The sequence below is a fragment of the Streptomyces caelestis genome (assembly GCF_001279005.1).
GTDB lineage: Bacteria > Actinomycetota > Actinomycetes > Streptomycetales > Streptomycetaceae > Streptomyces > Streptomyces heliomycini.
Genome location: NZ_LGCN01000020.1, coordinates 1 through 1,552 on the forward strand (window position 1 = coordinate 1; position 1,552 = coordinate 1,552).

The window sequence follows — 1,552 nt, forward strand, 5'->3', positions numbered from 1 at the left end:
CCGGGGCAGCGGCTTCACTCGCAGCGGTCTTCTTCGGAGGAGATTCCGGCCGAGCTGAGTGAATTCCTGGACGAGGTGCGCTTGGACGAGTTGGAGGACCCGCCGGCCGCGGGATCCGCGGATACGGTCACGGCTGCGCTGCTCGGGTCGGACTTCGGTTCACAGTTTGTTTCGGCGGGTGAGCCTGCCGATGTGGACATGGAGGGCGCGGAGGAGTTCGCGGGTTCGGCTGGATCGGTGGGGCTGTCGTCTGCGGCGGGTGGGGACGCGTCCGGTGCGGTTGGTGCTTCGGACCCGGGAGGGGCCGACGGTGATGCGTGGCGGGGGCTGGAGGAAGCCGTTGATGTTCTGATGCCCAAACTGGGTTCGCTGGACGCCCTGTTCGAGGAGATTGGTGCCGAGTCTGACGACGTCAAGAAGGCCATCCGGGAAGAGGAATGGAACTTGGTGTCGCCCGAGGTGCTGGACGCGATCCATGAAAAGCGGGAAAAGTACCGTGATGCGCCGCGGTACGCAGTCCGGGTGAAGGACGCCCGGAAGCAGTTGGAGTGGCTGCAAGATGAGAAGGAGATGACTCTCTCATACATCGCCAACAACGTTGGAGCCACGAGGCAGGAAGTCAGCGACTTCAGGAAGCAGAACCGAGTTCTGCCGTTTGCGACCTTGATGAAGATTGCTGGGCTGTATGTGCGTGAGAGGGGGCCGGAACTGCAGGTGCAGCAGCTTGACTCGCAGCGGTCTTCCCCGGGCGGGTCCGGCGGTGATGTGTGGCGGGAGCTGGAGGAGGTCGTCGATGATCTGAAGGTCAAACTGGGTTCGTTGGGCGCCCTGTTCGAGGAGATTGGTGCCGAGTCTGACGACGTCAAGAAGGCCATCCGGGAAGAGGAATGGGACTCGGTGTCGCCCGAGGTGCTGGACGCGATCCATGAAAAGCAGGAAGAGTACCGTGATGCGCCGCGGTTCGCAGTCCGGGTGAAGGTCGCTCGGAATCAAGTGGAGTGGCTGCAAAATGAGGCGGGGTTCTCATACATCGCCATCGCCGAAGAAGCTGGACTCACGAAGAATCGAGTGCATAAATTCAGGACTGGTAGGCATTTTCTGCCGGCGGCGGTCTTGATGAAGATTGCTGATCTTTATGCGCGTGAGAGGGAGCGGGAGCTGCAGGTGCAGCGGCTTCACTCGCAGCGGTCTTCTTCGGAGGAGATTCCGACCGAGCTGAGTGAATTCCTGGACGAGGTGCGCTTGGACGAGTTGGAGGACCCGCCGGCCGCGGGATCCGCGGATAGGGTCACGGCTGCGCTGCTCGGGTTCGAGGACGGGCTCGGGTTCGATGTGGATGTGGAGTCCGGGGGTTTTGGGGACTTCGGTGTGTCTCTCGGTGGTGACGGGGAGGCCGTGGGGTCGCGGGCGCGGGCTGTCGGGTCGGTGGATGGGGACGCGGACGTTTTCGCTTTGGCCGAGGAGTATTCGGGGTCGGCGGTGCGTCTGGGTGCCCGGGATGTTGCTTCGGTGGCGGACGGGGTGGATGACGGTGTCGAGGCGTCCCGAACGT

Annotated in this window: 1 protein-coding gene; it reads left to right on the forward strand. The window is 63.1% G+C overall.

From position 1 onward, the window contains the following. Positions 1-81 precede the first annotated feature (81 nt). A partial coding sequence (locus tag ADK41_RS03435; RefSeq protein ID WP_159043937.1) for a hypothetical protein occupies positions 82-1,552 on the forward strand: 1,471 nt, incomplete at its 3' end.